21 protein-coding genes are annotated in these 24,665 nt (G+C 61.0%); 11 read left to right on the top strand and 10 right to left on the bottom strand.

The window, feature by feature from the left end; translation table 11 throughout:
- Window positions 1–53 precede the first annotated feature (53 nt).
- Together PMI24_RS15255 and PMI24_RS15250 are read right to left on the bottom strand one after the other, a co-directional pair.
- Window positions 54–1,394: an MmgE/PrpD family protein gene (locus tag PMI24_RS15255; RefSeq protein WP_007955406.1), complete on the bottom strand. Its 1,341-nt coding sequence runs from the start codon at window positions 1,392–1,394 to the stop codon at window positions 54–56.
- Between the two features lie 123 nt (window positions 1,395–1,517).
- Window positions 1,518–2,477 (bottom strand): LysR family transcriptional regulator, encoded by a 960-nt coding sequence (locus tag PMI24_RS15250; RefSeq protein ID WP_007955405.1) that lies wholly within the window; start codon window positions 2,475–2,477, stop codon window positions 1,518–1,520.
- A gap of 366 nt (window positions 2,478–2,843) precedes the next feature.
- On the opposite strand from PMI24_RS15250, the gene PMI24_RS15245 reads away from it, so the two are divergent.
- The 9 genes from PMI24_RS15245 (at window position 2,844) to PMI24_RS15205 (ending at window position 13,490) form a co-directional block, all read left to right on the top strand.
- Window positions 2,844–3,878 (top strand): quaternary amine ABC transporter ATP-binding protein, encoded by a 1,035-nt coding sequence (locus PMI24_RS15245; protein ID WP_007955404.1) that lies wholly within the window; start codon window positions 2,844–2,846, stop codon window positions 3,876–3,878.
- A gap of 51 nt (window positions 3,879–3,929) precedes the next feature.
- Window positions 3,930–4,883: a glycine betaine/L-proline ABC transporter permease ProW gene (gene proW / locus PMI24_RS15240; RefSeq protein WP_007955402.1), complete on the top strand. Its 954-nt coding sequence runs from the start codon at window positions 3,930–3,932 to the stop codon at window positions 4,881–4,883.
- Between the two features lie 42 nt (window positions 4,884–4,925).
- Window positions 4,926–5,948 carry a glycine betaine/L-proline ABC transporter substrate-binding protein ProX gene (proX, locus tag PMI24_RS15235; protein ID WP_007955400.1) on the top strand — a complete coding sequence of 341 codons (1,023 nt, stop codon included), beginning with the start codon at window positions 4,926–4,928 and terminating at the stop codon, window positions 5,946–5,948.
- Between the two features lie 42 nt (window positions 5,949–5,990).
- Entirely contained in the window at window positions 5,991–7,049 is a 1,059-nt protein-coding gene (locus PMI24_RS15230; protein WP_007955398.1) for a GlxA family transcriptional regulator, read from the top strand.
- A 117-nt stretch (window positions 7,050–7,166) separates the two neighbouring features.
- Complete coding sequence (locus PMI24_RS15225) at window positions 7,167–8,483, top strand: NAD(P)/FAD-dependent oxidoreductase (RefSeq protein ID WP_007955396.1); 1,317 nt, start codon at window positions 7,167–7,169, stop codon at window positions 8,481–8,483.
- 63 nt (window positions 8,484–8,546) lie between these two features.
- Window positions 8,547–9,875 carry an MFS transporter gene (locus PMI24_RS15220; RefSeq protein WP_007955395.1) on the top strand — a complete coding sequence of 443 codons (1,329 nt, stop codon included), beginning with the start codon at window positions 8,547–8,549 and terminating at the stop codon, window positions 9,873–9,875.
- A gap of 66 nt (window positions 9,876–9,941) precedes the next feature.
- A complete protein-coding gene (locus PMI24_RS15215; protein WP_007955394.1) occupies window positions 9,942–10,844 on the top strand; it encodes a dihydrodipicolinate synthase family protein in 903 nt (300 codons plus the stop codon).
- Window position 10,845: 1 nt separating this feature from the next.
- On the top strand, window positions 10,846–12,336 hold the full coding sequence (locus tag PMI24_RS15210; RefSeq protein ID WP_007955393.1) for an aldehyde dehydrogenase: 1,491 nt from the start codon (window positions 10,846–10,848) through the stop codon (window positions 12,334–12,336).
- A gap of 128 nt (window positions 12,337–12,464) precedes the next feature.
- Entirely contained in the window at window positions 12,465–13,490 is a 1,026-nt protein-coding gene (locus PMI24_RS15205; protein WP_045121780.1) for a GlxA family transcriptional regulator, read from the top strand.
- 124 nt (window positions 13,491–13,614) lie between these two features.
- On the opposite strand, the gene dmpG is transcribed toward PMI24_RS15205, so the two are convergent.
- From dmpG to PMI24_RS15170, 7 genes are all read right to left on the bottom strand, one after another.
- Complete coding sequence (gene dmpG / locus PMI24_RS15200; RefSeq protein WP_007955391.1) at window positions 13,615–14,634, bottom strand: 4-hydroxy-2-oxovalerate aldolase; 1,020 nt, start codon at window positions 14,632–14,634, stop codon at window positions 13,615–13,617.
- A 10-nt stretch (window positions 14,635–14,644) separates the two neighbouring features.
- Complete coding sequence (locus PMI24_RS15195; protein ID WP_007955388.1) at window positions 14,645–15,586, bottom strand: acetaldehyde dehydrogenase (acetylating); 942 nt, start codon at window positions 15,584–15,586, stop codon at window positions 14,645–14,647.
- 58 nt (window positions 15,587–15,644) lie between these two features.
- On the bottom strand, window positions 15,645–16,436 hold the full coding sequence (locus PMI24_RS15190; RefSeq protein ID WP_007955385.1) for a 2-keto-4-pentenoate hydratase: 792 nt from the start codon (window positions 16,434–16,436) through the stop codon (window positions 15,645–15,647).
- On the bottom strand, window positions 16,433–18,184 hold the full coding sequence (mhpA, locus tag PMI24_RS15185; RefSeq protein WP_007955384.1) for a bifunctional 3-(3-hydroxy-phenyl)propionate/3-hydroxycinnamic acid hydroxylase MhpA: 1,752 nt from the start codon (window positions 18,182–18,184) through the stop codon (window positions 16,433–16,435). Before mhpA ends, PMI24_RS15190 begins: the two co-directional genes overlap by 4 nt.
- A 13-nt stretch (window positions 18,185–18,197) precedes the next feature.
- Window positions 18,198–19,208 carry a VOC family protein gene (locus PMI24_RS15180; RefSeq protein ID WP_007955382.1) on the bottom strand — a complete coding sequence of 337 codons (1,011 nt, stop codon included), beginning with the start codon at window positions 19,206–19,208 and terminating at the stop codon, window positions 18,198–18,200.
- A gap of 9 nt (window positions 19,209–19,217) precedes the next feature.
- Window positions 19,218–20,087: an alpha/beta fold hydrolase gene (locus tag PMI24_RS15175; protein WP_007955380.1), complete on the bottom strand. Its 870-nt coding sequence runs from the start codon at window positions 20,085–20,087 to the stop codon at window positions 19,218–19,220.
- Window positions 20,088–20,256: 169 nt separating this feature from the next.
- On the bottom strand, window positions 20,257–20,862 hold the full coding sequence (locus tag PMI24_RS15170; RefSeq protein WP_007955378.1) for a TetR/AcrR family transcriptional regulator: 606 nt from the start codon (window positions 20,860–20,862) through the stop codon (window positions 20,257–20,259).
- Between the two features lie 194 nt (window positions 20,863–21,056).
- On the opposite strand from PMI24_RS15170, the gene PMI24_RS15165 reads away from it, so the two are divergent.
- Complete coding sequence (locus PMI24_RS15165) at window positions 21,057–22,130, top strand: amidohydrolase family protein (protein WP_007955376.1); 1,074 nt, start codon at window positions 21,057–21,059, stop codon at window positions 22,128–22,130.
- A 110-nt stretch (window positions 22,131–22,240) separates the two neighbouring features.
- Window positions 22,241–23,536: an OmpP1/FadL family transporter gene (locus PMI24_RS15160; protein ID WP_007955369.1), complete on the top strand. Its 1,296-nt coding sequence runs from the start codon at window positions 22,241–22,243 to the stop codon at window positions 23,534–23,536.
- Here PMI24_RS15160 and PMI24_RS15155 read toward each other — a convergent pair.
- Window positions 23,524–24,618: an alpha/beta fold hydrolase gene (locus tag PMI24_RS15155; protein WP_007955367.1), complete on the bottom strand. Its 1,095-nt coding sequence runs from the start codon at window positions 24,616–24,618 to the stop codon at window positions 23,524–23,526. The genes PMI24_RS15160 and PMI24_RS15155 overlap by 13 nt on opposite strands.
- Window positions 24,619–24,665 lie beyond the last annotated feature (47 nt).

Below are 24,665 nucleotides of genomic sequence, written 5' to 3'. Positions count from 1 at the left end.
GCCGGGAAAGCCGTCACAAACGACATTTCCTGCGGGCAATCGATGCGTTGCGGTTATGGGTGAGGGCGTTCGAAGATCGGCTCAAGCGTGGCGATGGCCGACGCAGACTGGTCCAGATTGCGAATCGCCTGTTTCACCGCGAGGCTGCGTTCGCTGCCGAGGCTTGAGGCGAACAGGTCGAATTTCTGCTCCAGTTCTTCGCGGCTCAGGGCCGTTTCGGGATCGCCGCGTGCGGCGGTGATCGGGCTGACGAGCACGTTGCCGTTTTTCAGGGTGACGGTGACGCGCGAAAGGATTTCATTGGGGAATCGCGCGGAAATATCGGCGGCTTCGACGATCTCGATGCGTGCGCTCAAGGCTCGGATGTCGGCCGCGTGGATCGATTCGCCGGTGACTTCGTCCGGTCCGAGTTTGCCCCTGACGATCAGCGCCGCCAGCGGAAAGGCCAGGGCGTATTGCGCCTGATCGGCATCCGCCGGGGTGTGACCTTGCAGGCACATCGATTCGTAGAAGGTCTCGACGCGGATGGTCTCGATCACCTCAGCGTTGAGCGCAGGATGATCCTGTTGCAGTTGCAGCATCGCGGTCAGCGCCGGTTGCGCCCAGCGGCACACCGGCCAGGGTTTGAAATACTGGCTGTCGATTTCCCAGCGCTGACCGAGGTCGAGCCAGTGCTCGGCGACCGAGGCGTCCTCGACGGTTTCCGCTGGCGCGCCGGTTACGCCTTCCTTTGCCATCAGCAGCGCATTCAAACCGACAAAGGCGCCGCTGCCGTGGGCGTCGCGCAACATGGTCGGAAACGCGATCAGGCGCATCATCGGGCAACGGGCGCTGAAGTATTCGGCGATGCCGAGCGCATGGCGAAAGGTCGGTTCGTCAAAACCCAGCAGCCGGGCGCCGGCGCAGACCACGCCAATCGCCGAAAAACCGCCGGAAGCATGGTAGGTCGGGGAGGTCGCCATCAGGGCGGTTCCGGCACGCAGTCCGGTTTCATAACCGATGCACAACGCGCTCAACAGCTCATGTCCGCTGACTTCCTTGCCTTGGTGATGCAGCGCATCGGCGAGGGCGAGCAGGGCCGGCACCACGGTCGCGCCGGCGTGCCCCTTGGATCGGAAGTGCCCTTCGTGGGCATCGAGGCTGTCGGCAGAAAAGCCGCCAGCCCAACCCGCGCCCAACAGGCTTACACGCTGACCGTCGAATAGCAGACGACTGCCGTATTCGCCGGTGGGATAGTGCGAAACAGCAAAACGGCGCAGCGCCACACTGGTGTCATTGGACGCAGCACCGGCCATGACGCCGACGATATCCAGCAGGCTGTTTTGCAAAATCTCCCGGGTCTTGGCCGGGGCCTGGATGAAGTCAAAGTCGCGGCAGAATTCGTAGAGTGACATTCAACAATTCCTTCCTGTGAGGGGAACCGGCCAGATCCCGGCCGGCGCCGCTCCACAATGAGTCAGGAAGGTTGTGTGGCTCCAACGACATTTTCGTCGGGCAATTGATAACCAAATCGATGGCTAGCGGCGGGGAAACTTCGACAGGATCCATTCGCGAAACCGGCGCAATGCGTCTTCGTTGTCCGCATTTTCCCGGCAGGCCAGGTAGTGCCAACTGTTGCGCAGCTGGACTTCCTGTTCAATCGGGCGCACCAGCAATCCCTGTTGCACCAGCGGTGCCACCAGATGATTCCAGCCCAGCGCGATGCCTTGATGGGTGAGCACCATGCTGATCAGCAGGTTGTAGTCATTGGCATTGAAAATCTGCGGACTGGTTGCCGGACGATCATCGATATCGATGGCCTGAAATGCCAGCCACACGCCCCAGTCGACATGCTCGGCCACCTGCGAGCGCCCGTAGGGGCTGAGGTTGAGCAGGGCCGAATCGCGCACACCCTCGATGGTCGAGATTTCCGGATGCTTCTCCAGATACTGCGGCGTGCACACCGGGTAGATCAGGTCATGGCACAGCGGGTAGCTGCGGTAGCCTTCGCGGACACGCGAAATCTTGGTGATGAACACGTCGGGCTGGACACCGGGTTCCATGGTCAGGAAGTTCTGGGTGGTGATCAGGTTCAGCTCGATGCCTTCACTCTGGGCGAAAAACTCGGGCAGATGATTCGACAGCCACAATGCAGAGAACGCCGGGGAACAGCAGATGGTCAGCACTTTCTTGCCGGACTGGCTGCTGCGAATGCGCTCGGCAGCCTGGGCGATGTTCACGAACGACAGCTGCGCGGCATCGAAGAACAGCGCGCCCGCCGACGTGAGTTCGACGGCCCGCCCGACGCGGGTGAACAACTGGGCGCCCAGGTAGCTTTCCAGCTCGCGGATCTGCCGGCTGATCGCGGCTTGCGAAACGCACAATGCTTCGGCGGCACGGGTGAAACTCTGGTACTTCGCGGCCGCGACAAATGCCTTTACGGCCCTCAAGGACGGCATCTTCAGCAAGATGGTGTCTGGGTCGACATGCTTGGTCATTCGTACAGCCTCCTGATATTGCGGCTTGCGGGCGAAGCGCGACGAGGGTAGCGGAAGCCTGCGGGCAGGGATACGCCAGCGTCGCTGCAAGGATAGTCCCGGTCGCGGATGGGCGATGTCTGGCCCGTCACATCGACGCTCGCACGATCCATAACCCGACGTTATCAACATGTCCCTGTAAATGTCGTTGGATTAAGCAGGGGGATGCTAATAAATTTGAAACGTCCCTCGTTCCTGGGGTCCCAAAAATAATAAAAGGAAACCCGTCGTGACGACATATAACTATTACCGCTGCCGCTTAAAACCAGTTTCGCTCGATTGCATATTGTTTGAACCCGAATATGCACTACGCGATGGAGGCAAGGTATGACTCGCTCCGACGAAATAATTTGCGTAAAGAATGTTTATAAAGTCTTCGGCACTCAGCCAGCACTGGCTATGAAGTTGATCGAAGAAGGCGCATCGAAAGCGGAAGTTTTCAAAAAGACCGGCCAGGCCATCGGTGTGTTCGATGCCAACTTCTCGGTCAAGCGCGGCGAGATCTTTGTCATCATGGGTTTGTCCGGTTCCGGCAAATCGACCATGGTCCGACTGTTCAATCGCCTGATCGAACCGACCTCCGGCAGCATCTTTCTCAATGGCCGGGAAATCACCGGCCTGGGCGACAAGGACCTGTTGCAGGTGCGCCGCAAAGACATGGGCATGGTCTTCCAGTCGTTTGCCCTGATGCCACACATGAGCGTCATCGACAACGTCAGCTTCGGCCTGGAAATCAGCGGCGTCAGCGAAAAGGAACGCTACTGCCGGGCCATGGGCGCCCTTGAGCAAGTCGGGCTTTCCGGGCAGGAAATGTGCTTTCCTCATCAGCTCTCTGGCGGCATGCAACAGCGGGTCGGCCTGGCCCGGGCGCTGGCCAACGACCCGGCCATCCTGCTGATGGACGAAGCGTTCTCCGCGCTTGATCCGATGATTCGCAGCGAAATGCAGGGCGAACTGATCAAGCTTCAGGCCGAGCAGGATCGCACCATCATTTTCATCTCCCACGACATTGAAGAAGCCGTTCGCATCGGTCACCGCATCGCGATCATGGAAGGCGGGCGCGTGGTGCAGATCGGCACGCCCCGTGAGCTGCTGTGCAACCCGGTGAACAAATATGTCCGGGACTTTTTCAACGGTTTCGACACCAGCCGGATATTGCGCGCCGGCGATATCGCCCAAACCGATTCGGACATTGTTTATGAACCGGGTCGCCAAACTCCGATAAAGGCTGACGCTTCCTTGCGCGAGATCTTTCATATTGTCGCCGCTTCTTCAACACCGATGCCGGTGGTCGATGAAGTTGGACTTTATAAAGGTTCGATCTCGCAGGGGCATCTTTTAAGTTGCCTGGGTAATAGCTGAGCTTCTGTTAAACAAGAATGATCACGCAGTAAGCAAGTGCGAGGTAGCGTCATGTCCGACTTTAACTTTCTGGATCCCTTCCAGAGTTTGAATATTCCGCTGGGGTCGTGGGTTGAAACCGCCCTTAAATACCTGGTGCATAACTTTCGGGATGTCTTCCGCTCGATTCGCTGGCCGGTCGATCAGGTGCTCGACGGCGTCCAGTGGGGGCTGCTTTCCCTTCCGCCGACGGTGTTCATCATCATCGCCGGGCTGATCAGTTGGCAGATCGGCGGCAAACGCATCGCGATCTTCAGCGTGGCGACCCTGACCGGGCTCGGGCTGATCGGCGTGTGGAACGACGCCATGGTCACCCTGGCACTGGTGCTGACCTCGCTGTTGTTCTGCGCGGTGATCGGGATTCCGCTGGGCATTCTCTGCGCCCGCAGCGACCGCACGGAAATGGTCATCCGCCCGGTGCTCGACGCCATGCAAACCCTGCCGGCGTTCGTGTACCTGGTGCCGGTGGTGATGCTGTTCGGTATCGGCAACGTGCCCGGTGTGATCGTCACGATCATCTTCTCCGTCGCGCCGCTGGTGCGGCTGACCAACCTCGGCATCCGTCAGGTGCCGGCGGACAAGGTCGAGGCGGCGCGGGCCTTTGGCTGCACACCGATGCAGATGCTGATGAAGGTTCAATTGCCGCTGGCCGCGCCAACCATGATGGCCGGCTTGAACCAGACCTTGATGCTGTCGCTGTCGATGGTGGTGGTCGCCTCGATGATTTCGGTCGGCGGGCTGGGGCTGATGGTGCTCAGCGGCATCGGTCGCCTCGACATGGGCCTGGCCAGTGTCGGCGGAGCGGGGCTGGTGTTGCTGGCGGTGTTCCTCGATCGCCTGACCCAGGCCATGGGTGAACGCAGCAGCGATCTGGCCACCGGGCAGCGTTGGTATGAGAGCGGACCGGTCGGCCTGGTCATGAAGTTGAAGAAAAAGAAGAACGTTGCTCGTGCGGTTATTAACTGAACCTTTCTGCTCACCGATCAAAACTCCAAAGCGTGGTGAAACATGAAACTGGCAAATCTCAAGAAAAGCGTCGTAGCGGGTGTGGTTGCTTCAGTCATGGGCACGATCCTGTGTTCCGCAGCGTTCGCGGCGGACGCCAACAAGCCCGGCGCCGGTGTGTCGATCACGCCGATTTTCCCGACCATCGCCGAAGAGCGCTTTCGCGGTGAAGTGGTGATCGCCGGGCTCAAGGAGCTGGGCTACGACGTCAAGCAGCCGAAGGAGACCGATTACCCGGCGATGTTCCTGGCGCTGTCCTACGGCGACGCGGATTTCACCGTGCATGAGTGGGAGCACCTGCACGAAGCTTTTTATGAAAAGGCTGGCGGCGATGACGTGATGGTCAAGGTCGGACAGATCATGAAAGGCGTTTTGCAGGGTTACCTGATCGACAAGAAAACCGCAGACGCCTATCACATCAAGGATCTGTCGGATTTGAAGAAGCCGGAGATCGCCAAGCTGTTCGACAGCAACGGTGACGGCAAGGCCGATCTGACCGGTTGCAACCCGGGCTGGGGCTGCGAAGTCATGGTCGAACACCACATGAAGGCTTACGGCCTGGAGCCGACAGTCGTCGACAACCGCGGCTCGTACTTCGCACTGATGGCCGACACCATCGCCCGCTACCAGCAAGGTAAACCGGTGCTGTTCTTCACCTGGGTGCCGCAGTGGATTTCCAGCGTGCTGGTCGAAGGGCGCGATGTGGTCTGGCTGCCGGTGCCGTACACCGATCTGCCTGACGGCAAGGAAAGCAAGGACACCTTCTACGAAGGCAAGAACCTCGGCTTCCCGGTGGACACGGTCAACGTTGTCATGAACAAGGAGTTCGCCGAGAAGAACCCGGTGGCCCGCAAGTTCCTCTCTGAAGTCAGCATCAGCACCGCCGACGAAAGTGCGCAGAACCTGAAGATGCAGCAGGGCGAGAAGTCCCTGGCCGACATCAAGCGCCACGCCGCCGAGTGGATCAAGGCCCACCAGCAAAGTTACGACAGCTGGCTGAGCGATGCGCGGGCGGCGGCCAAGTAAGCGGGTTGTTCCTTGTCAAGTGACGGTATCGGGTGGCGCAGCATGGACACTTTCCAAAGCACATTGAAACTGCAGAACATCGGGTTTCGCCAGACCACGGATCTGGTCGGGCATGAACGCGTCGTGCGGGTGGCGTTCATTCTGCTCGATCACTTCTCGCTGACGACCCTTTCGACAGCCATGGACGCGCTGGCCACCGGCAACCTGATCAACGGCGATACGGTTTACAGGATTTCGACTTATTCGTTGCAAGGCGGTCTGGTCGACAGTGATGTCGGCGTGCCGATTTCCTCGCAACGGCTGGCGGCGGAAGGGTTCAATCAGGATGCGGTGATCGTTGTGGGTGGTCAGCGGGTCCGGCTGTCGTCCAACCCGATGTTGCGTCGGGTTCTGAAAAAAGTGGCTTGCGCCAAAGGCATCGTGGCGGGTTGCTGGAACGCTGCGTTCTACCTGGCGGATGCGGGATTGCTGGAGGGGCAGGAATTCGCCTGCCATGGCGATAGTCGCGCACTGATCGGCGAGTATTTCCCGCAATTGAAGGTGTGCAGCCGGGACTTTGCCTTTGGCCAGCGTCGCGGGACGTGCGCCAATGCCTGCTCGGCGCTGGACATGACCCTGGCGCTGATGCAGGAACTGGGTTCGCGCAGCGATGCGTCATTGGTGGGTGAGATCAGACGAGTGCACCAGCCGAAAAGCCGGGAAACGCTGCGCACCGAAGATGTCCGGCCGGCGGCCATTCCCAAGCCGTTGAACATGGCGCTTTCGCTGATGGAACAACACATCGAGGAGCCGCTGGAAATTGACGAGATCGCCAGTCACGTCGGTGTTTCCCGTCGCCAACTGGAGCGACGTTTCGCGCGGTATCTGAATGCCGCTCCCAACCGCTATTACCTGGAGTTGCGGCTGACCCGGGCCCGGCAGTTGATTGTGCAAAGTGATCGCTCATTGACGGATGTGGCGTTGGCAACCGGGTTTGTCAGCTATCCGCATTTCTATAAACGCTTCAAGGATCTGTTCGGACTGCCGCCCATGACCTTCCGGGATTACTACTACGCGAACGATTCCGATGCCGGGCGATATGCGCTCGCCGCCAACTTCTGAGCGATTGAAAAGATTCAAGTAACGCAACTTTGACGGCTGTTTCCATTCAACGCGATTCCGCGCGTTTGCTTCGTGTCGGGTTCGATTTGTCATTTCAACAATAAACGGTTCAACACTATGAAAGTCAGTTCGCTGCCCGCCGATGATGACAGCTGTGGCTGGTTCCACCTGAGCCGGCCGCGCAGCCCCGAGCCAGGCCATCGCGGCCATCGTTCGGCGCGATGGGTGGTCGTGGGTGCCGGCTTCACCGGGCTGGCGGCGGCACGCCAGCTCGCGCTGAACTTCCCCGACGATGAAGTGGTGCTGATCGAAGCGCAGGAAGTGGGGTTGGGGCCGTCCGGTCGCAATGCCGGTTTCGCGATCGATCTGCCCCACGACATCGGGGCCGAGGACTATATCGGTGATATCGATCTGGCCCGGATCAGTCTGAAGCTGAACCTGGAAGGTCAGTCGATCCTGCGCAATCTGGTCGACCAGTTCGGCATCGATTGCCAGATGAAAGCCTGCGGCAAGTATCAGGCCGCCGTGGAAGAACGCGGGATCGCGGTGCTGGAAGCTTATCGCCGGGGCCTCGACAAACTCGGTCAGCCGTACCAGATGATCGAGGCCGAAGAATTGCCCGAGCATCTGGGCACCCGTTTTTACCGCAAGGCGTTGTTCACCCCCGGGGCAGTGCTGGTTCAGCCGTCGGCGCTGGTGAAGGGCCTGGCGGACAGTTTGCCGGCCAACGTCACCCTCTACGAGCGCACGCCGATTCTCGAAGTGGAGTACGGCGCCAAGACTTTGCTCAAGCACGCTCACGGCAGCATCACCGCCGACAAACTGATCCTGGCCAACAACTCGTTCGGCATGCGCTTCGGTTTTCTGCAGGGCCGCATGTTGCCGATCTACACCTACGCCAGCATCACCCGCCCGCTGACCGACGAGGAGCAGGCGCGGCTGGGCGGCAAACCGTTCTGGGGCGCGATTCCCGCCGACCCGTTCGGCACCACGGTGCGGCGCACGCCCGACAACCGTTTGCTGATCCGCAACAGCTTCAGCTTCAACCCCGATGGCCGCAGCAACAGCAAATACAACGAGCGCTTCGTGCGCCGGCACCGCGCCTCATTCGATCAGCGCTTCCCGATGCTGCCGGGGGTGAAGTTCGAATACACCTGGGGCGGGGCGCTGGCCATGTCGAGGAACCACAACGGCTTCTTCGGCGAACTGGCGCCGAACGTTTACGGCGCGCTGGGCTGCAATGGACTGGGCGTCACCCGTGGCACGGTCACCGGCAAGTTGCTGGCCGACTGGCTGGCCGGGGAGCGCGACGGCTTGATCGATTTTCTGTTGCAGGCCCCGGGGCCGACGGGCAACCCGCCCGAACCGTTTCTGTCGCTGGGCGTGAACATGAACCTGAAGTGGGGGCAATACCGCGCCGGCCGCGAAAGTTGAACGCTCATCGCCCGACCTGCGCGATGAACTGAAGTAGCGATGCACTGAATACAAGGACAAGAAATGAACAACGTTGCTGTATCAATCGAGGACGTACCGCTCAATGGCTTTCATCGTCTGCTGACGATCCGTTCGGCCGGTGGCTCCTTTGTCGACGGGTATGTTCTGAGCATCATCGGTGTGGCGCTGGTGCACATGTCCAGGTCTTTGGCGCTGGACGATTTCTGGGAAGGCATGATCGCCGCCTCGGCGTTGATCGGCATTTTCTTCGGCGGTTTTCTCGGCGGCTGGCTGACCGATGTGCTGGGGCGCAAGCGTCTGCTGTTTGTCGGGCCGACCCTGTTCATCGTGGCCTCACTGGCGCAGCTGTGGGTCGATTCGGCGGTGGCGCTGTTTTTTCTGCGGCTGCTGCTGGGGGTGGCGGTCGGCATCGAGTACCCGGTGGCGACCTCGCTGCTGGTCGAGTTCATGCCGCGCAAGTATCGCGGCCCGCGTCTGGCGACGCTGACGATCATGTGGTTCGCCGGAGCTGCAACGGCGTATGTGGTGGGCGAGCTGATGTTCAAGCTGTGGGGCTCGGATGCCTGGCGGCTGGTGCTGGCCAGCGCGGCGATCATCGGCGCCATGCTGTTTCTGGTGCGCATCGGCACACCCGAATCGCCGCGCTGGCTGCTGAGCAAGGGCCGCGCCGCCGAAGCCGAGGCGATCATCAAACAGGTCTACGGCAACGATTTCTCCCTTGCCAATCTCCCCGAGCACCGGATGGGCGAGAAGCTGACGATCTTCAACCTGCTGCACTCGGGCTACGGCAAACGCATGCTGTTTGTCGTGGTGTTCTGGACCTGCTCGGTGGTGCCGCTGTTCGCCGTGTATGCCTTTGCGCCGAAGGTGCTGGCCGCGCTGAATCTGCAGGGCGACTGGTCGTCCCTGGGGTCGGTGGCGATTACCTTGTTCTTTGTCATCGGCTGCGTGATTTCGACCCGGATCATCAACCGTGTCGGCCGACGCAATCTGCTGATCTACAGCTTTCTCTGCTCGGGCCTTGCGCTGCTCGGGCTGGCCGTCGGTCACGCCGGGCCCAATGCGCTGGTGCTCGCCTTCTTTGCCGTTTACGCCTTGTTCATCGGCGGCGCCCAGGTGCTGACGCTGGTGTACCCCAATGAACTGTTTCCCACGGAAATCCGCGCCTTTGCGGTCGGTGTCGGCACCTCACTGTCGCGCATCGGCGCAGCGGCGGGGACTTATCTGGTGCCGGTTTCCCTGAGCACGCTGGGCATCGCCCAGACCATGTACATCGCGGCGGCCGTCACCTTGGTCGGCCTGGTGCTGTCGTGGGTGCTCGCGCCGGAAACCCGCTCGCTCAACCTGCAACAGGCTGCCTCGCTGAACTGAACCTTGCCCGGGCCTTAACGGCGTCGGGCCAACGAATTGAACACTGCAATCACTGGAGAAAACCCTATGAACTTTGACGGCATCTTTACCCCAGCCATTACGCCTTTGTCCGCCGATGGCCAGATCGATTACTCGGCGTTTGCCGAAGTGGTCGAATACCTGATCGAGTCGCGGGTTCACGGCATCGTCATCGGTGGTTCGACTGGCGAGTACTACGCCCACACCACCGCCGAGCGGCTGAAAGTGGCCGAGCGCGCGAAGGAAGTGATCAACGGCCGTATTCCGCTGGTAATCGGCACGGGCGGGATCCGCACCGAAGATGCGGTGGCCTTTGCCGAGCACGCCAAGTCGATCGAGGCCGACGCGATCCTGGTGGGCTCGCCGCCGTATGCCTTGCCGACGCAAAAGGAAATCGCCGCGCACGTGCTGGCCGTGGACAAGGCCGCCGGCCTGCCGATCATGCTTTACAACTACCCGGCGCGGATGGGCGTGGCGATGGGCCCTGAGTTCTTCGAGGCGATTGCCGGTTGCAAGAACATCGTCGCGATCAAGGAAAGCTCCGGCGACACCGCCCAGTTGCATCGTCTGGCACATTCGCATCCTTCGATTCAACTGTCCTGCGGCTGGGATGACATGGCTCTTGAGTTCTTCGCCTGGGGCGCGCGCAGCTGGGTCTGCGCTGGTTCGAACTTCATTCCGGCCGAGCACATCGCGCTGTACGAAGCCTGCGTTCTGGAGAAGAACTTCGACAAGGGCCGGCGGATCATGTCGGCGCTGTTGCCGCTGATGGACGTGCTGGAAAGCGGCAAGTTCGTTCAGTCGATCAAGCACGGCAGCGAGCTGGTCGGCCTGCGGGCCGGCGGCGTGCGCAAGCCGATGCAGCCGCTGGAAGCGTCCGAGAAGGAAGTGCTGGAAAGCGTGATCAAAACCCTCAAACAGAATGTGGCGCGCATCGTCGCGGAGGTTTGAAATGGCCGATCTTCTGAGTCAAGCGCAATACCGTGAGCTGGCGGCGAAGCTCGAGTTTCGTAATCAGGCGTTCATCAACGGCGAGTTCCGCAGCGCGCTGTCCGGCAAGACGTTCACCACGACCAATCCGGCCACTGAAGCGGTGTTGACCGAGATTGCTGCGTGCGGTGCCCAGGACGTGGACGTCGCCGTCGCGGCCGCCAAAGAGGCGTTCGAGGACGGACGCTGGCAGGGGCTGGCACCGTCGGCGCGCAAATCGGTGTTGCTGCGATTCGCCCAGTTGCTGGACGACCACTCCCATGAACTGGCGGTGCTGGAAAGCCTCGACAGCGGTAAACCGATCCGCGAATGCCAGAACATCGACGTGCCCGAGACGATTCATACCCTGCGCTGGCACGCCGAGCTGATCGACAAGATTTACGACTCGACCGCTCCGACGGGTAACGGCGCGGTGACCATGGTCGTGCGTGAACCAATCGGCGTGGTCGGTCTGGTGTTGCCGTGGAATTTCCCGCTGCTGATGCTCGCGTGGAAGATCGGCCCGTCGCTGGCCGCTGGCTGCTCGATTGTGGTCAAACCGGCCAAGGAAACCACCCTGAGCACCCTGCGTGTGGCCGAGCTGGCGCACCAGGCGGGGATTCCGGCCGGTGTGTTCAACGTGGTGCCCGGCGGCGGCAAGGAGGCGGGCGAACCGCTGGGCCGTCATCCGGACGTTTCCATGGTCAGCTTCACCGGTTCGACCGACACCGGGCGGTTGTTCCTCAAGTATTCCAGCGAATCCAACCTGAAACGCATCGTGCTGGAGTGCGGTGGCAAGAACCCGGCGGTGGTGATGAACGATGTCGAAGACGTCGATCTGGTCGCCCAGCATGTGGTCAACGGCGCGTTCTGGAACATGGGCGAAAATTGCTCGGCTTCGTCGCGACTGATCGTGCATTCGGACATCAAGGACGAATTGCTCCAGCGCGTGCAGGTGCATCTGGCCGACTGGAAAATGGGCGATCCGCTGGACCCGGAAAACCGTCTGGGCTCGATGATCAGCAAGGCACATTTCGAGAAGGTCCGTTCGTACCTCGACCATGCCCGTGATGAGAATCTTTCGGTGCTGGCGGGGGGCAACACGGCCGACAACATTTTCGTCGAGCCGACCATCGTCGATGGCGTCAGCCGTGACAGCCGTCTGTTCCAGGAAGAAATCTTCGGCCCGGTGCTGAGCGTGACCACGTTCACTTCCGTCGACGAAGCGATCAGCCTGGCCAACGACACGGCTTACGGTCTGGCCGCGTCGGCGTACACCGGCAGCCTGCGCCATGCGCTGAAACTCTCGCGGGGGATCCGCGCCGGTATCGTCACCGTGAACTGTTTTGGCGAGGGCGATGCGTCGACTCCTTTCGGCGGTTACAAGGAGTCGGGTTTCGGTGGGCGTGACAAGTCGATCTGGGCCCATGACCAGTACACCGAGCTGAAAACCATCTGGATCGACGCGTCCTGATTCATCGCGGTTTTTCGCAGATCTTTTTCGCCCCGATCGGTACGCGCGTACCGGTTGGGGCGAATTGCGTTCATTCCCGAGTATTTTGCCGCTTCGGCGGTTAGCATGGCGCTACAACAATGAAACCGATGGACCACACCTTGATCGAACGACGCCAATTCAGCGGTGGCATGAAGGGCAAGAACCTTCGCTACCTGAACGAGCCCGCCAGCGGGCCGGGACGCATGACCCGCACCGGGTTCGTGCTGCTGGAGCATTTTTCCCTGCCGGCCTTCACCCAGGCGCTGGACACCCTTGTCACCGCCAATCTGCTGCGCCCCGGTCTGTTTTCCACGCGCACTTTCGGCTTGAGCGACGGCGAAGTGATCAGCGACCTGGGGCTGGTGATCCGCCCGGACTCGCGTCTGGAAACCAGCGTGTTGCAGGAACTCGACCTGCTGGTGATCTGCGGCGGTTACCGCACGGAATTGAAGGCGAGCGAGGAGTTCACCAACCTGCTGAAAATGGCCGCCGAGGCCGGCGTGATCCTGGCCGGGTTGTGGAACGGCGCGTGGTTCCTGGGCCGGGCAGGGGTGCTGGAAGGCTATCGCTGTGCGATTCACCCGGAGCACCGGCCGGCACTGGCGGAAATTTCCAAGGCGACCCAGGTCAGCAGCGAGCCCTACGTGATCGACCGCGACCGCTTGACCGCGTCCAGTCCTTCCGGCGCGTTCCACATGGCTCTGGACTGGATCAAGGGCCTGCACGACAAAGCGCTGGTCGAAGGCATCGAAGACATTCTGGCGTTCGAGGAGTCGCGTTACCGGCGGATCAAGCCGACCGAGAACATCTGCGTCAGCGCGCCGTTGCGTGAAGTGGTGAAGCTGATGGACGCCAATCTGGAGGAACCGCTGGAGCTGGAACAACTGGCGGTATATGCCGGTCGCTCCCGGCGTCAGCTGGAGCGACTGTTCAAGGAACAACTGGGCACCACGCCGCAGCGTTATTACATGGAACTGCGCATCACCGAGGCCCGGCGCCTGTTGCAACACACCGAGCTGTCTCAGGTGGACGTGCTGGTGGCGTGCGGGTTTGTGTCGCCGAGTCATTTCAGCAAATGCTACAGCGCTTACTTCGGTTATCGCCCGTCCAAGGAAAAACGGCTCGTCAAATGATAAGAACAAGGCGCCTGTCGTCGGCGCCCGAAGTCGTAGCGCACACGCTGCCGGAGCTCCACCCGATACAGCTCAGAGACCGGCCCACCGCTGCGTGGGCGGTAAGCCGGCCATGTTGCACGGTTCAACGCTTGAGCAGATCCAGCGCGACGTCGACGATCATGTCTTCCTGCCCGCCGACCATGCGCCGCTTGCCCAGCTCGACAAGAATGTCGAGGGTCTTGAGGCCATATCTGGCGGCGGCAATTTCGGCATGCCGCAAGAAGCTTGAATAGACGCCGGCATAACCCAGTGCCAACGTTTCACGGTCGACCCGCACTGGCCGGTCCTGCAGCGGGCGGACGATGTCGTCGGCGGCGTCGAGCAGCGTGTAGAGGTCGGTGCCGTGGTTCCAGCCGAGACGTTCGGCGGCGGCAATAAAAACCTCCAGCGGCGCGTTGCCGGCGCCAGCCCCCATTCCGGCCAGACTTGCATCGATCCGGTCGCAGCCTTCCTCGACAGCGGTTATCGAGTTGGCGACGCCCAGCGACAGGTTGTGGTGGGCGTGCATGCCGGTTTCGGTTTCCGGTTTCAGCACGGCTTTGAAAGCCCGGAAGCGATCGCGAACGTCCTGCATGTTCATCGCGCCACCGGAATCGGCCATGTACACGCAGGTCGCGCCATATCTTTCCATCAGCCGGGCCTGGGCCGCCAGATGCTCAGGGGCGATCATGTGGCTCATCATCAGGAAACCGACGGTGTCCATGCCCAGTTCGCGAGCGTATTCGATGTGCTGTTTCGAAACGTCGGCCTCGGTACAGTGCGTGGCGATGCGCACCACGCGTGCACCGGCGTCATAGGCGGCCTTGATGTCGTGCACCGTGCCGATCCCCGGCAGCAGCAGGGTGGTGATTTTGGCGTGCTCGAGGACATCGGCCGCCGCTTCGATCCATTCCAGATCGGTATGGGCAGCGAAACCATAGTTGAAGCTCGAACCCTGCAGGCCGTCGCCGTGAGCGATTTCGATCGAATCGACCCTGGCCTTGTCCAGTGCGCGCGCAATGTCCTGCACATTCTGAAGAGAGTACTGATGGCGGATGGCATGGCTGCCGTCGCGCAGGGTGACGTCGGAGATATAGATTTTCTTGCCGGGATTGAATGTCATGTCGGGCCCCTCAGGCGTTGAGCATCGACTGCGCCATGCGCTCGGCGGTGGCCAAGGCAGCGGAGGTCATGATATCGAGATTGCCGGCGTAGGCTGGCAGGTAATGGGCGGCGCCTTCGACCTCAAGGAATACCGAGGTCTTGAGGCCGCTGAAGCGTCCCAGTCCCGGAATGTTCAGAGGTGTCGATTCGGCAATGACGTCAAACTGAACCTTCTGTTTCAGGCGATAGCCCGGCACATAGGCCTGGACTGCTGCCACCATCTCCACGACGGAAGCCTCGATCCGCGCCTGATCGGCGGTTTCGGACAGTACAAACACCGTGTCACGCATCATCAGCGGCGGTTCGGCGGGGTTCATGATTATGATCGCCTTGCCTTTGGACGCCCCACCCACCATTTCGATGGCTCTGGAAGTAGTTTCCGTAAACTCGTCGATGTTGGCGCGGGTGCCGGGGCCGGCGGATTTGCTGGCGATCGAGGCCACGATTTCGGCGTAGTGAACCCGGGCAACACGGGATACAGCAGCGACCACTGGAATCGTCGCCTGACCACCACAGGTGACCATGTTGACGTTGAGTCGATCCAGATTTTCCTCCAGGTTGACCACTGGAATGCAGTAAGGGCCGATAGCCGCCGGAGTGAGGTCGATCAGGCGGATACCCGGCTTGATCGAGCGCAGGAGCTTCTCGTTCTCCAGATGGGCACCCGCCGAGGTGGCGTCGAAGACGAAGTCGATGTCCTTGAACGCGTCCATGCGGATCAGGCCTTCAACCCCCTCGTGGGTGGTCGCGACGCCCATGCGCTCTGCGCGGGCGAGACCGTCGGACGCAGGGTCGATCCCGACCATCACCGCCATTTCCAGGTGTCTGGCGTTGCGCAGAATCTTGATCATCAGGTCGGTGCCGATGTTGCCGGAACCAATGATGGCGACCTTGAGTTTGGTTTGACTCATGGGAGCAATCTCTCAGAAGGGCCAGGCCACGGCAGCCTGGCGCAGAAGGACGGGCAGGTCAGATGAAGCGGCAACGGATCTGGCCAAGTCGGGTCAGGTGCAAGTGCAGACTGTCCCCGGCCACGACCGGCGTCATCGGCCCCAGGGCGCCGGAGAGCAGCACGTCGCCGGCCTGCAAGGGCCGGCCCATCCGGGCCATGGTGCGAGCCAGCCACAGGCAGGCGTCCACCGGATTGCCGAGACACGCGGCACCGACACCGATCGAGGCCGTGGCGGCATTCTTTTCCAGCAGCATGCCTTCCAGCCGAAGGTCCAGCGAGGCGAGTGGAGTCGGCTGTTTACCCAGCACATACAGCCCTGATGAAGCGTTGTCCGCCACCGTGTCCACCAGCGATATGTTCCAGTTCTCGATGGCCGAGTCGACGATTTCCAGCGCGGGGACCACGTACTCCACCGCCCGCAGCAGTTCCGCGAGGGTCGTATCTTCATATGGAAGATCGCGGCCCAGAACGAACGCAATCTCGCCTTCGGCCTTGGGCTGGATCAACTGACTGATCTGGATTTCACCGCCATCGGCGATTTCCATATCGGCGAACAGCATGCCGAAATCCGGTTGATCGACGCCCAGTTGCTGTTGCACGGTAGCCGAGGTCAGTCCGATTTTACGGCCGACCAGGCGTCGCCCCTGGGCCAGGGCCCGTTGGGTGTTGATCTCCTGTACGGCATAGGCGCCGGTCAACGAATCGATACCGAAAGTGGACGAGATCCGTGCACAGGGTTCGCGTTGCTCCCGTGCTCTGGCCAGGGCCGCGGCGGCGTCTTGCAGAGGCTGCAAAGGGAACTGGCTCATGCGATTTTCCTCAGCAGCCGGGGTTCGTCCGCGACGACGTCAGAACCAGGGCTCCATTGCAGCTGGAACTTGAGTTCGTTGATCGCCCGATCCAGATCCGCGGCCTCGACCATGGCGAAGGTGAATTTGTCCGGGCGCACCACAGCTACGGCTCCGCTGGAGAACCCCGAGCGCTTGAACCACGCGACCATCTCACCCTGCACATCCTCCAGTTCGAGCAGTTCACTGGTATTGGAACGAGCGGTATCGGCGCCCTGTGGACGGGTGCCGAACGGGAAGAGGGTGGCGAAACGCGTGTGCTGGATATCCAGCAGTTTCCGCGACGCCTGACTCAGGTGGGCGCGTGGATCGACCTCAAGACCGATCAAGGCAAAACCGTCGCCCAGCAGGTCATCGAGCAATACGCGCTGGCCCTTGAAGGTGCGGACTTCGGGTTGCGGAATCATCCGGCCTTCCGGGGAGCGCCGATGGCGGCGAGGCATGCCCAGATAACTGTCAGGGGCATAGGTCGGGGCCGGTTTGAAACGGCCTTCACGAACATAGCGGCCAAGAAATGGTGTCGCCAGGACGGTCTTGACCAGCAGGTTGCGCATCAGGCTGGAAACGGGGCTGGACATCGAGACGAAGTCTTTCATCTGCACCGAAATATCAATCATCGCCTTGGCATGGTGGAAGCGTTCGCTGCCATAGGTATCAAGCAGCCGCTCACCGGCTTGGCCCTTGATCACGGCGTCGATTTTCCAGGCCAGATTGTAGGCGTCACGCACGCCGGAGCTCATGCCCTGGCCCATGAACTGCGGCGTCATGTGGGCAGCATCGCCGGCAATCAATACCCGACCCTTGCGCCAATCCTTCGCCACCAGGGCGTTGAAGGTGTAGACCAGCTTGCGTTTGACCTCGAACTTGTCCGGGTCGACGTAACGGCTGATCAGGTTGCGCACCACGGTCGGATCTTCCATCTGTTCGCGAGTCTGGCCAGGCATCAGCATGAATTCGAAGCGATGGAAACGACCGGGCTGAGGACAGCAGACCGTCGGGCAATCCGGGTCGCAGATGAAACTGAAATAGGGCAGATGACGCAAGGCATCCTCGCCTTCCTTCATCTCCAGGTCGACCACCAGCCAGGGTTCGGGAAAGTTCTTGCCGCTCATGCCGATGCCCAAGGCCTCGCGGACCGTACTGCGGCCGCCGTCCGCCCCCACCAGATAGCGCCCGCGAATAGTTTGCGGGTCCGGATCGACTTCACAGGCCTGACGGGCATCCGTCGCATCACTGAAACGAAAGGTGCTGGTGGCCTGATGGGTCACGGTCACCCCATGTTCATCCTGTGTGAACTGCGTGAGCTCGCGGCCACGGGCAACCCGCACATTGGGATAGCGCTCGAGCAGATCGCTCAGCGTGGTTTCCAGCCAGGGCTGGTAAAGGAAGTTGATGATCGGCCAGCCATAGGGGCGATCGAGGCGCCAGTACTGGCCGAGGACCTTGCCATTGGCCAGCACCCACTGAGCGGGCGTATCGACTTGCATGTTGGCTGAAAGCTCGGCGGCAACACCGGCCGCCTGCATGACGCGCATACACTCGTCGTCCGTGTAGACCGCCCGGGCGTTGCCATAGAACAGTGGCTCGCGCTCCAGCACAAGCACCGACAGACCACGCTTGCCGAGCAAATGCGCGAGCGTGGCGCCCGTCGGGCCAAGCCCGGAAATAATCACGTCGACGCTCGTTACAGACTCGTTTTTGTTATTCATGACGATATCTCTCTTACAGCGGTGAATATTCGGGCTTGAGCAACGAGCGCGTGCCGCGGGCGAAGTTGGCCAGGTTGGTGGTCAACGTGTGCCAGGCACCGCTTTTCTGCGGGCGATGCCCCCACAGGCTGATGCCTTGATAGGAGGTTGTGCGCCAATGCGCCTCATCGACCACCCTGGCATTGCAACCCAGTTCCAGCTCGAAACCGCTGGGGCTCATCACGTAGAACGATTGCTCACGGTCGTTGGGGTGCTCACCGATTTCGTGGGCCATTTCGAAACCGAGCGTGCGGCAGCGCAAATAGGCGTTGGTCAGTTCGCTGACCGAGGTGGTCAGCATGTTCATGTGTTGCACACGGGTACGAATCGGATCCATTGGCAGGCCACGCAAACGGGCGATGGCAATCGAGTGGTGACGTTCGTTGACCCGGAAGAAATCAATGTCCAGGGTCACTCCGGCAATCCGCTCGACGATGTGGTCGCTGGCTCTTGCATCAAATATTTCCTGCCAGAAACGTTGCATCTGCTGTGGTTTGCGCGAGGTGATCGCCAGGTGGCCCATCCCGGCGGAACCGGTGATGAAACCTGCACTGAGCATGTTCAGTGGCTTGTCGGTCAGCAGCGGCTCCCAGAACAGCTCGACGGCCATGCGTTTGGGGCCGAGCACCCGCCAGAACCTTTTCACGCCGCGTTGTGCGGCTTCTTCCGGCTGGCTGGGCTGCGCTTGGATACCGAGGCGTTGCAGGCGCTTGAGGACTTCGTCGAGCGTGGCCTGGTCGCGTAACTGCCAGCCGACGGCAAGAAAATCTTCCTGCGGACCGCGCTGGATGATGATCCGCCGCTGGTGCTGATCCATACGAAAAGCCAGGGTTTGCTCGTCCGAACTGGCCAGGTGCAGACCGATGCCGTGCTGGAGCAGCTCACGCCAACGCGCCAGGTGGCGAGACTCGATCAACGCATAGCCCATGCTGCTGGCGCCGAAGATGTCCGGCGTTGTTCGACTGATCGTTGCTTGATTGTTCATGACGACAACTCAGCGCGCTGTGCGACTGGCGAGGAACGCCAAGGTCACGGAATTGAACTCGTCCGCGCGTTCCCACTGCACCCAATGACCGGTCCGGCTGAACAGGTAGAGGTTGCAATCCGGCATGCGGCTGCGCAGCGCCTCGCCGCCGCTGGGACGGTTGACCTTGTCGTCCGCGCCCCAGAGCACCAGGGTCGGAACCTGGCAATGCTTGAGGCGTGAATCACGGGTGAAGTCCCAGCGCGAGAAGCGGGGAATACCCGTTGGCCGGCGCAGGGGAGGGGCCGCAATGACCTGCGGGTCGATACTCGCCTCGAAACGTTCGCGGATCATCTCGTCACTGACCTGGCTGCCGTCATACACCAGGTAGTCGCGGATAAAACGCGTGATCTTGGCCAGCGTCGGGCCTTCACCGTTGTAGTAGTCGAGCAACAGGTTGAGACCGGGTGTCGGCAGGCTGCGAGTGGTATTGACGCCACCGGGGCCCATCAGCACCAGAGCCGACACCCGGCCGGGTGCATCCAGCGCCATGCGCAAGGCACAGGCGCCACCCAACGAGTTGCCCACCACGTGGGCGCTGCTGATGTTCAGGGTGTCGAGCAGGCCGAGCATCGCCCCCGCCAGATCGCCGAAGGGGTCCTTGCGATCCACACCTTTGGTGGATCGGCCGTAACCGGGCATGTCGACCACAATGACCCGGAACTGCCGGGCAAGCGATTCGATATTGCGCGAGTAGTTGGAAAGCCCCGAGGCTCCCGCTCCGCCACCGTGAAGCATCAACAGGGGATGGCCGACGCCCGTTTCGCTGATGAAAATCTGCCGACGACCCACTTGTACCGTTCGTGAGGTCAGGGCAGGAAGAGGTTCTTTATTGTTCATTGTCAGTTCCTGGCGTAAGGCACTTCGACCCAGGCGGTGGGTACGTGCTTTCGGCAGACTCTAACACTCAAGATTAGAATTGAACAACAGTGTTCAATTGTCTTTTTTATGGACAATAAAAAAGCCAGACTCCCAAGGGATCTGGCTCAAGAAAAATCAGCGTAGGACTTCAGGCTGCGAGAAGGGGCAGATCCTGAGTAGCGATGCTGCGCGCGTCATCGGCTGGCACGCCGAGCGCCCTGAGAACGAATTCGGCCATATCGGAACCCGCGTCGCGCCAGGTCTTGTGACCCTGAAGTACCAGCATCGTGGCCCCCAGCACGCCGCCACCGATCATCGCCATCACCGAAGGCAGTTGCTCCTGTCGAAAGCTGTATTGCTCACTGCTCAGGCCGCTGAGCACATCGTGCATGGGCGGACCGCTCCACATCTGTTGCAGCGTCTCATTGCTGGCCCCGTAGCGCACGATAAACGCCCCCCAGTGCGGCTCTTCATGGGCGCGGCGGATATACAGGCGGATACCGGTGGCCAGGCGGACGGCAGGGGACGCATGGGGATCTGTACTGCGCGCGGCCCTGTCATTCATTTCGGCACTGAGCTGGCTGGCGACATCTTCGAACAGCGTCTCCACCGAGTTGAGGTTGTTGTAGATCGTACCGCGCGCTACCCCGGCGATCTGTGCCAGTTCGCTGACATTGACCTCTTCGACACGTTTTTCGACAAACAGCCGGATCGCAGCCTCATGGATGCGCTTCTGCACGGGACTGAGTTTCAAAGCAATGAGCTCCAACGGAGAGATTCCGGACATTGAACAAGCGCGTTCAAAATAAAGCAAATCAGCGTTTGCCGATCATTGACATAATTGAACACAAATGTTCAATATTGATCTCGAAAGTTGTACGCCATCGAGCACAGTTCTTTACCCAGTGGCCGCAGGCGCTCGGTCGAAGCCCAAACAAGAGAGTCAGCATGTCAATCAAGCAAGGCCGTATCGATGTCCACCATCACATCATTCCACCCGCATTCGTCGACGCGATGAATGCCAGAGGACTGCACGCTGTCGCGGGGGCGCCGCTGCCAGCCTGGACGCCGGAAAAATCCATTGAGGTGATGGATGCGAACGGCATCGAGCGAGCGATCACCTCGCTGTCTGCGCCCGGCGTCCACTTCGGTGACGGGGTCCAACAAGCCAGCGAGCTGGCGCGACGCTGCAATGAATTCGCCGCGCAGATGCGTACGCGCTACCCGAGCCGCTTCGGCAACTTCGCGGTGCTGCCGATGCCGTTCACCGAGGCCGCCTGCCGTGAAGCCGTACACGCGCTGGACGTACTCAAGGCCGAGGGCATTGTTTTGCTGGGCAGCACCGACGGGGTGTTTCTGGGTGATCCGCGCTTCGACGAACTGATGGCCGAACTCGACCGCCGAAAAGCCGTGGTATTCATCCATCCCAACATGCACCAGACCAGCGAAAGCATCGGTCTGCAGACCCCGGGATTTCTCATCGAGTTTCTCTGCGACACCACGCGCGCGGCGGTCAATCTGATCCTTGGCGGGACCATGGAGCGCTATCCCGGCATTCGCTGGATTCTGTCCCACTCCGGTGGCTTCCTGCCGTTTGTGGCCTGGCGTGTCTCGCTGGCCAACATGCTGCCGGAATTTCAGCAGCACGCGCCGCAAGGCGTCATGACCTACATCCGTCGCTTTTACTTCGACACGGCGTTGTCACCATCACCTTATTCCATGGCGGCGCTCAAGGAACTGGTGGAACCGTCACACATTCTTTTCGGCAGTGACTATCCCTTCGCCCCGGCTCCCGCCACGGCGCTGCAGTGCCGGACGCTGGAAAGCCTGGAGATGTGGTCGCCGGCGATCATGCACGGCATCAACCGGGCCCATGCACTCAGTCTTTTTCCTCAGTACCGCCAGCCGAATGAAGTGGTCACTCCGGCGCCGATCTATGAGGGCGAATCTTTCTCTCAACGCTTGCGACGCAGCATGACCCGACCGATCGGTGCGCTGGCCGAGCGGATGCGCAAACGCTGAATCAACCCGTCGCCAAGGATGGGCGGCGACGTTTCACATCATTGAATCCAAAGATCCACCCGCGTGCCTCGGGTGTTCGCGCCCGCCAAAAAAATAACAAGAGCCAGATCATGACAATAAGAAATCAGCTTTGCGTGCTGGGGCTTTGCCTCACCTCCACTCAACTCCTGGCCAACGGCCTGCAAATCAACGAACAGAGCATAAGCTCCGCAGGCAAGGCTTATTCCGGTCGGGCTTCTGATGTGCAGGACGCCTCGATCGTTTACGGCAACCCCGCCGGTATGTCCCGCCTGGCGGGTGAACACGTCAGTGGCGGTCTCAGTTTCATCGATGTCAGTTCGCGCATCAGCAAGGTCAATACCACGGTGTCGGGCACTTCGCACGGCGATATGGTGCCTGATCCGATCGTCGTGCCATCGGGCTTCTACACGCTGCAACTCAACGATGACTGGCACGTGGGCTTCGGGGTTTACGCCCCTTTTGGCGGGAGCACAGACTATGAGAGCAACTTCCAGGGACGCTACCGCAGTTCGCAGACTCAGGTGAAGGTCGTCACCTTGCAGCCGACGGTCAGTTACCGGGTAAATGATCGACTGTCTGTGGGGTTTGGGCCGACGATCAACCGTATCGACGGGCTGCTCGAAAGCAAGATCGCCAACAGCGCGGTGGGCGGGCAGGGCGACGGGACTGTCAAAGTCACCGGCGACGACACGGCCATGGGCTTCAGTCTGGGCATCCTGTTCGACCCGCTCGACGACCTGACCCTGGGGCTCACCTATCACTCCAGAGTCGACTACAAACTGAGCGGAAACACCAAGGTCTCCGGTGCCAATGGATTGCTGGCACCGATCCCGGGGCTGGGGCTGCCGGGGCTCAACGGCAAATATGACGCGAGCCTGGATTTCACCTCACCGGAAACGGTCGATGCCTCGGCGACCTGGCGCATCAATGATCGCCTGGATATCTCCGCTGGGGCGTTGTGGAGTCGCTGGAGCCGCGTGCAGGAGTTGAGGGTGCTGAATTCCGGCGTGCCACAGGCCTATGGCCCTTTCGATACGATCCTCGAAACCCTGAAGTGGCGTGACACCTGGTCGTTCTCCACAGGCATGTCCTATCGCCTGAACAAGCAATGGAAGGTTCGCGCGGGCATCGCCTATGAGCCGACGCCGATGCCCAATCAGTACACGTCCACCCGTGCGCCAACGGGAGACCGGAAGATTTTCACGGTGGGCCTGAACTGGCAGATGACCGATCAGACCTCTCTGGATCTGGGATACGGCTACATCCATGAAGACCCGGTGAAGGTTTCACAGGACACGACGCAGGGTGGCCTGCGCCCGGGTTATAGCGCCACCTACCAGAACACGGTCAATGGCGCTGGGCTGCAGTTGAATCACAGCTTCTGATCAGTCTTGCTCGACGACAAGAGGTGATCGGCGTCGATGATCGCTTGAGCGAAGGCTTTCGGGTCTTCCTGCGGCAGGTTGTGACCGATGCCGCCATTGATCAGGCGGAACTGGTATTTGCCGGTGAAGCGCTTGGCGTAGTCCTCGGGCGCCGGGTGCGGCGCGCCGTTGGCATCGCCTTCCAGGGTGATGGTCGGCACGCTGATCGACGGCGCGGTGGCGAGTTTCTGCTCCAGCGCTTCGTACTGGCTTTCACCTTGCACCAGGCCCAGACGCCAGCGGTAGTTGAACACGGTGATCGCGACGTGATCCGGGTTCTGCAACGCCCTGGCGCTGCGGTCGAAGGTGGCGTCGTCGAACGCCCATTTCGGTGACGCCAGTTGCCAGATCAGCTTGGCGAAATCATGGGTGTTCCTGGTGTAGCCCGCCTCACCACGGTCGGTGGCGAAATAGAACTGATACCACCATTGCAGCTCGGCCTTGGGCGGCAGCGGATTCTTGCCGGCGGCCTGATTGCCGATCAGATAACCGCTGACCGAGACCAGCGCCTTCACCCGTTCAGGCCACAGCGCCGACACGATGTCCGCCGAACGCGCGCCCCAGTCGTAGCCGCCGAGCACGGCTTGCTTGATCTTCAGCGCATCCATGAAATCGATCACGTCACTGGCCAGCGCCGCCGGCTGGCCGTTGCGCACGGTCTTGTCGGACAGGAAATGCGTGTCGCCATAACCCCGGGCGTACGGCATCAGCACTCGATAACCCTTGGCCGCCAAAAGCGGCGCGACGTCGTCATAACTGTGAATGTCATACGGCCAGCCGTGCAGCAGAATCACCACCGGGCCATCGGCCGGGCCGGTTTCGGCGTAGGCCACGTCCAGCAGGCCAGCCTTCACATGCTTGAGCGGGCCGAAGGGCAGGTCGGCTTTTACACTGGAGGCTTCGGTCTTGATTGGCTCGGGTGCTGCGGTTTGTGCCTGGGCGAACGCGCCGAACTGCAGCAGCGCGGTGGCGAGAATCGACAGGCCCAGCAGGCGGCGGCGGTTTTTCCCGGTGGTGACGGTGGCGTGTGGTGCGTGCTTCATGGCAAGTCTCCTTATGATCGGCGAGGGCCGGGTTCTGGCTGAACCCT

The organism is Pseudomonas sp. GM25 (assembly GCF_000282255.1).
Classification (GTDB): domain Bacteria; phylum Pseudomonadota; class Gammaproteobacteria; order Pseudomonadales; family Pseudomonadaceae; genus Aquipseudomonas; species Aquipseudomonas aphyarum.
The sequence above is the reverse complement of the archived record's forward strand: the minus strand, read 5'-3'. Positions and strand labels throughout refer to the sequence as shown.

What these genes read in the sequence shown, in the direction of transcription:
- PMI24_RS15255 (WP_007955406.1), bottom strand. Translation starts at nt 1,394, where the DNA reads ATGTCACTCTACGAATTCTGCCGCGACTTTGACTTCATCCAGGCCCCG.
- PMI24_RS15250 (WP_007955405.1), bottom strand. Translation starts at nt 2,477, where the DNA reads ATGACCAAGCATGTCGACCCAGACACCATCTTGCTGAAGATGCCGTCC.
- PMI24_RS15245 (WP_007955404.1), top strand. Translation starts at nt 2,844, where the DNA reads ATGACTCGCTCCGACGAAATAATTTGCGTAAAGAATGTTTATAAAGTC.
- proW (WP_007955402.1), top strand. Translation starts at nt 3,930, where the DNA reads ATGTCCGACTTTAACTTTCTGGATCCCTTCCAGAGTTTGAATATTCCG.
- proX (WP_007955400.1), top strand. Translation starts at nt 4,926, where the DNA reads ATGAAACTGGCAAATCTCAAGAAAAGCGTCGTAGCGGGTGTGGTTGCT.
- PMI24_RS15230 (WP_007955398.1), top strand. Translation starts at nt 5,991, where the DNA reads ATGGACACTTTCCAAAGCACATTGAAACTGCAGAACATCGGGTTTCGC.
- PMI24_RS15225 (WP_007955396.1), top strand. Translation starts at nt 7,167, where the DNA reads ATGAAAGTCAGTTCGCTGCCCGCCGATGATGACAGCTGTGGCTGGTTC.
- PMI24_RS15220 (WP_007955395.1), top strand. Translation starts at nt 8,547, where the DNA reads ATGAACAACGTTGCTGTATCAATCGAGGACGTACCGCTCAATGGCTTT.
- PMI24_RS15215 (WP_007955394.1), top strand. Translation starts at nt 9,942, where the DNA reads ATGAACTTTGACGGCATCTTTACCCCAGCCATTACGCCTTTGTCCGCC.
- PMI24_RS15210 (WP_007955393.1), top strand. Translation starts at nt 10,846, where the DNA reads ATGGCCGATCTTCTGAGTCAAGCGCAATACCGTGAGCTGGCGGCGAAG.
- PMI24_RS15205 (WP_045121780.1), top strand. Translation starts at nt 12,465, where the DNA reads ATGGACCACACCTTGATCGAACGACGCCAATTCAGCGGTGGCATGAAG.
- dmpG (WP_007955391.1), bottom strand. Translation starts at nt 14,634, where the DNA reads ATGACATTCAATCCCGGCAAGAAAATCTATATCTCCGACGTCACCCTG.
- PMI24_RS15195 (WP_007955388.1), bottom strand. Translation starts at nt 15,586, where the DNA reads ATGAGTCAAACCAAACTCAAGGTCGCCATCATTGGTTCCGGCAACATC.
- PMI24_RS15190 (WP_007955385.1), bottom strand. Translation starts at nt 16,436, where the DNA reads ATGAGCCAGTTCCCTTTGCAGCCTCTGCAAGACGCCGCCGCGGCCCTG.
- mhpA (WP_007955384.1), bottom strand. Translation starts at nt 18,184, where the DNA reads ATGAATAACAAAAACGAGTCTGTAACGAGCGTCGACGTGATTATTTCC.
- PMI24_RS15180 (WP_007955382.1), bottom strand. Translation starts at nt 19,208, where the DNA reads ATGAACAATCAAGCAACGATCAGTCGAACAACGCCGGACATCTTCGGC.
- PMI24_RS15175 (WP_007955380.1), bottom strand. Translation starts at nt 20,087, where the DNA reads ATGAACAATAAAGAACCTCTTCCTGCCCTGACCTCACGAACGGTACAA.
- PMI24_RS15165 (WP_007955376.1), top strand. Translation starts at nt 21,057, where the DNA reads ATGTCAATCAAGCAAGGCCGTATCGATGTCCACCATCACATCATTCCA.
- PMI24_RS15160 (WP_007955369.1), top strand. Translation starts at nt 22,241, where the DNA reads ATGACAATAAGAAATCAGCTTTGCGTGCTGGGGCTTTGCCTCACCTCC.
- PMI24_RS15155 (WP_007955367.1), bottom strand. Translation starts at nt 24,618, where the DNA reads ATGAAGCACGCACCACACGCCACCGTCACCACCGGGAAAAACCGCCGC.